This is a genomic window from bacterium, assembly GCA_028821235.1.
Lineage (GTDB): Bacteria > Actinomycetota > Acidimicrobiia > Spongiisociales > Spongiisociaceae > Spongiisocius.
This window is the reverse complement of the sequence record JAPPGV010000127.1, coordinates 1-4,972: the sequence shown is the minus strand read 5'-3', so window position 1 is coordinate 4,972 and position 4,972 is coordinate 1. Positions and strand designations below refer to the sequence as shown.

Sequence of the window (4,972 nt, the reverse complement as noted above, 5' to 3'; positions counted from 1 at the left end):
CCCAGCCGAACGGCAGGTAGGTCGCCTCCTCCGGGCCGCCGACCATGTTGCGGGCAATGCCCACCACCTGGAAGCAACCGTCCAGCACCAGCGGATGCACGTCCAGGCGGTTGCGACCCAGAGCTTGCGGCAGGAGCACCTCGCCGACCGCCTCGCCGGGACCGGACCAGACCGTCCCCAGCGTCCGGAACGACGGGCCGAGGTCGATTCCGGTCTCGGACTTGGCCCGGTAGTAGGCCGGGACGTCAGCAGGCGTCAGGCGAGCTGGCATCTCGTCCAGGTCGATCCTCCCGGCCGCTTCCGGCATCGGGGCGCCCGCCAGCACCCGACCCTCGACATGTAGCGTCCACTCCTGCTCGTCGGTGCCCCTGCTGTAGATCTGGACGAGGCGCGACGAAGATTGGTCGGGGTCGTCGAGCACGACCTGCATCTTGCGGCCCTCTTCTCCGCCGTTCCCGGAGTCCGGCTCCGGGAAGACCAGCGGGTTGTGCAGCTGCATGTCCTCCATGACCACCGAGCCGCTTCCCTCCGTAAGGGAGGCCGTGGCCGCCATAGCGCCGTACAGCGCGCCGGGCGCCACCAGCCTGCCGAAGACCCGGTGGTCCTCCAGCCAGGCCGGATCCGACGGGAACACCTCCGTCTCGAAGCTGACCTCGCCGCGCGCCGACTCGTACCGCACGCCCAGCAGGGGGTGACCCGCCTCGGTCCGCCCTCGTCTGGCTGGCTGCAGCCAGTAGCGCTCGCGCTGGAACGGGTAACCCGGCAGCGAGACCCGCCGCCGCGTCTCCCCGGCGAACAACCCCTCGAAGGAGATCTCCAGTCCGGCTGCGTAGGCCTCCGCCACACCGCATCCACGAAGCTCGTGTGCGGTTCGGGCGATGAGCCGCCCCGGCGCGGCCGCCGCATGCTGGCCAGCACGGCCGGCGCGCCCGCGGCGTTCCGCTCGGCCGACCGGTCGGGCCAAGCCAGCGTCGCCATCGGACCCAGCACCGCGTGCGGGCCCACCTCCACCACCAGGTCCACGTCGAGATCGCCCATGGCCCGCACCCCCTGGGCGAACGCCACCGCCTCCCGCGCGTGGCGCCTCCAGTAGGAGCCGTCAAGCGCCGTGCCGGGCTCGACCGGCCCACCCGTCAGGTTGCTGATCACCGTCACGGCCGGAGGCTGGATCGTCATGCCGTCCAGCGCGGCTTCCAGTTGGTCGAGGGCCGGCTCCACGAGGGCACTGTGGAATGCCCTGGTGGTGTTCAGCCGCCTGGCCCGGATTCCCTCCGATCGGAAACGATCCAGGAGGGCATCGATCCCGGAAGCCGGACCGCTGATCACCTGGTGGGCGCCGTTGTAGGCCGAGACGCTCACGCCGGCGCCGCTCGACGACCCGTTCAGCTTTCCGACCACCGACTCGACCCGTTCGGGCGGGGCGAAGATCGCGGCCATGGCGCCGGGATCGGTCCCTGACAGGAGGGAGCCGCGCGCCGCGGCGAACCTCATCCCGTCCTCCAGGGTGAACACCCCGGCTGCCTGCGCCGCGGCCAGTTCCCCCACGCTGTGCCCCATCACCACGCTCGGGCGAACGCCGGCGCAGGCCCAGAGCGCGGTCAGAGCGCACTCCAGCGCGTAGAGGGCGGGCTGCTCCCACGCCGTGTCGCCCAGGTCCCCCTCCGCTGACGGTCGGCCGAACATCACGTCGAGCAGCGAGGCTCCCCTCGCCTCGCGGAATACCTCCTCGCAGCGGTCCAGCACCGCCCTCGCCACCGGCTCGCTCTCGTACAGGTCTCGGCCCATACCGGCCCACTGGCTCCCCTGCCCCGTGTATACGAAGGCCACCCTGGTGGCGGCACGGGGCTCCGAGCCATCGGCATCCTCCGCCAGGGCAGCCAGCCCCGCTCGCAACGACTCGACGTCCGTGAAGGCGAGCCCGGCCCGGTGATCGAAGTGACTCCGCCCGACAGCCGCGGTCCAGGCCGCGTCCGCCAGGCCCGACTCGGGGGCGGGATCGTCGAGCCACGACAGGTACCGCTTCGCGAGTTCGCCGAGGGCGCTCCCGGACTTGGCCGAGAGCGGCAGGAGGCGGGTCCGGCGATGACCGAGGCCCTTCGCGGTCAACGGGATCCCGTCTACCTGGGGCGGCAGCGACACCGGCACGACCTGCGCGGCGCCCGCCGTCCGGTGTTCCGGGTTGCGCTCGCCGTTCGGGTCGCGATGCTCCTCCACCACGATGTGGGCGTTAGTGCCGGATATCCCGAAGGAGTTCACCCCTGCCAGCCGCCGGCCCGGATGGCCGCCCGGCCAGTCCATCTGGGAGGCGGTCACCTGGAGGGGTAACCGGTCCCAGTCGACGCCCGGGTGGGGATCGCGGAAGTGCAGGTGCTTGGGGATCACGCCCCGGTTCACCACCAGCGCCGCTTTGATCAGCCCGGCGATGCCCGCGGCCGACTCGAGATGGCCGATGTTGGTCTTGACAGAGCCGATGAGCAGGGGCCGGCCGGGCCGGCGTTCCGGTCCGAAGACATTGGCCACGGCATCGATCTCGATCGGGTCTCCCACCGCGGTCCCGGTGCCGTGCGCCTCGAGGTAGTCGACCTCCGACGAGTGGACGCCCGCATCCGACAGGGCCGTCTCCATCACCTGTTCCAGAGCGGGCGTGTGGGGGACGGTGAGGCCGGTACTGGCTCCTCCGTGGTTCACCGCCGCACCCCGGATGACCGCCCATACCCGGTCGCCGTCGGCCTCCGCCTCGCTCAGCCGCTTCAGGACGACGACGCCACAACCCTCGCCCCGCACGTAACCGTTGGCGGAGGCATCGAAGGCCTTGCACTGCCCGTCGGGGGACAGCATCATCGCGTCCGCCCTCAGTTCGTAGATCCGGGTGTTGAGAATGGCCTGGACGCCGCCCACGATGGCCAGATCCGCCTTGCCCTGCTGGAGGTCCGCCACCGCGTCGTGCGCCGCCACCAGGGACGAGGCGCAGGCCGCATCGACCGCCTTGGCCGGCCCCATCAGGCCCAGGACGTAGGAGACCCGCCCGCTGGCGCCGTTCAGGTTGGTCCCGCTGAGGGCGTAGAGGCACCCGGCCGCCTCGCTGGGCTTGAGCGAGTCCACGACCATCATCCGGTACTCGTCGTTGCTGATCCCGGTGTAGACACCGGTGCGGGTCCCGCTCAGCCGGGCCGGGTCCATGCCGGCGTCCTCGAGAGCCTGCCAGCTCACCTCCAGCATCATGCGCTGCTGCGGGTCCAGGAGTTCGGCCTCGACCGGGGAGATGCGGAAGAAGGCGGCGTCGAACAGGTCTATCCCCTCTACGAAGGCGCCGAAACGGCATGCCTCGTTCTGCTGCTCGGGGTCGTCGAACAGATCGGCCAGGCGCTCTCCACCGGAGCCGGGGATGCCCTCGGTCACGGTGTTGCGGCCCTCGGCCAGTACCTGCCAGAAGGACTCCAGGTTGTCCGCGCCGGGGAACCGGCACGCCATACCCACGATCGCGATCGGCGGCCCGGGCTGGAAGCCTTCGCTGCTACCGCCCGCAGATCGGGCAGGTGGCTGTGTCGACGGGCCGGCCAAGTCCTTCAATGTCATAGGGCTCTCCTGAACCGAGGCGGCGCCCGGAGGAACCGTTCAGTTCATTATCGCCAGTGGCCGCTCCATGGCAAAGCGTCCGTGCCGGCTTTATTCCGGCTACGGAAGCACGGTCGTACGGTCCGGCTCTCGGGCTACCACTTGCGACCCCTGGAGCTTCCACGCCGAACCCGACGGCCGGCCCGGGATACGCCCGGCAATCGGCCCGGGCTAGGCGCGAGCCTCCGAGGCCGGCGGGGGCATCGACCCCAGGAGTTCGATCAGGTCCACCACCCGGCTGGAGTATCCCCACTCGTTGTCGTACCAGGCGACCACCTTGACGAGCCGGTCACCCAGCACCTCGGTCCCGCCTGCGTCGAAGATGCTGGAGTGGTCGTTGCCGATGATGTCGGACGACACCAGCGGCTCCTCCGAGTACTGCAGTACGTTCCTCATCGGTCCCCGGGCGGCGCTCCGCAGCGCTCCGTTCACGGCCCCGGCGTCCACGTCGGTGGACAGCTCGGCTACCAGTTCCACGAGTGATCCGTCGGGTACCGGCACCCGCATGGCCATCCCGTCCAGCTTGCCGGAGAGGGCCGGCAGCACGGTCCCGACCGCCCGGGCGGCGCCGGTCGAGGTCGGGATGATGTTCTCGGTCGCGGCCCTTGAACGGCGCAGGTCCTTGTGGGGCACGTCGGCCAGCCGCTGGTCGTTGGTGTAGGCGTGGACGGTGGTCATCACGCCCCGCACGATGCCGAACGCGTCGTCAAGCACCTTGGCGACCGGGGCCAGGCAGTTGGTGGTGCAGGAGGCGTTCGAGATGATCCGGTCCGTGGCCTCGAGGTCGCCCTCGTTGACCCCGAGCACGACGGTGGAATCGATGCCGTCCTTGGCGGGGACCGTGAGCAGGACCCTTCCGGCGCCTGCCTCGAGGTGCTTCTCGAGCAGGTCCCGGGTGCGGAAGGCCCCGGTGGACTCGATCACGACGTCCACGCCGAGCTCGCGCCAGGGCAGGGCTGACGGCGAGGATTCCCGCACCATCAGGATGTGGTGACCGCCTACGGTCATCCTCCCGTCCCGTACCGTCACCCTCTTCTCCAGCGTGCCCATCACCGAGTCGCGCCGGAGCAGGTAGGCGAGAACCTCATGATCGGCCAGGTCGTTGATCGCCACCACCTCGATGGGGGAGGAGGGGCGGTCGAGGATGATCCTCAGGACCGCTCGCCCGATCCGTCCGAAGCCGTTTATGGCAACTCTCGTGGTCATGTCACTCCTTGCGAGTGGTACCGGCGGAGCAACTCGACGATGCGGGCCGCGTAGCCCCACCCGGTGTCGAACCAGACGATCGTCTTGAGGAGGTTGCCTCCGATCACCATCGTGGACAGGCTGTCGAAGATGCCCGAGAAGGTCGAGCCTC

The 4,972-nt window shown here is 70.1% G+C and carries 2 protein-coding genes and 1 pseudogene; all 3 read right to left on the bottom strand.

Annotation, left to right across the window (positions count from 1 at the left end):
- The coding region (locus OXK16_12965) for a polyketide synthase dehydratase domain-containing protein (GenBank protein MDE0376854.1) at nt 1–634 on the bottom strand (634 nt) is incomplete at its 3' end.
- Nucleotides 635–996: 362 nt separating this feature from the next.
- A pseudogene (locus OXK16_12960) lies at nt 997–3,576 on the bottom strand (type I polyketide synthase).
- A gap of 210 nt (nt 3,577–3,786) precedes the next feature.
- Nucleotides 3,787–4,821: a type I glyceraldehyde-3-phosphate dehydrogenase gene (gene gap / locus OXK16_12955; GenBank protein MDE0376853.1), complete on the bottom strand. Its 1,035-nt coding sequence runs from the start codon at nt 4,819–4,821 to the stop codon at nt 3,787–3,789.
- Between the last annotated feature and the right edge of the window lie 151 nt (nt 4,822–4,972).

What these genes read in the sequence shown, in the direction of transcription:
- gap (MDE0376853.1), bottom strand. Translation starts at nt 4,821, where the DNA reads ATGACCACGAGAGTTGCCATAAACGGCTTCGGACGGATCGGGCGAGCG.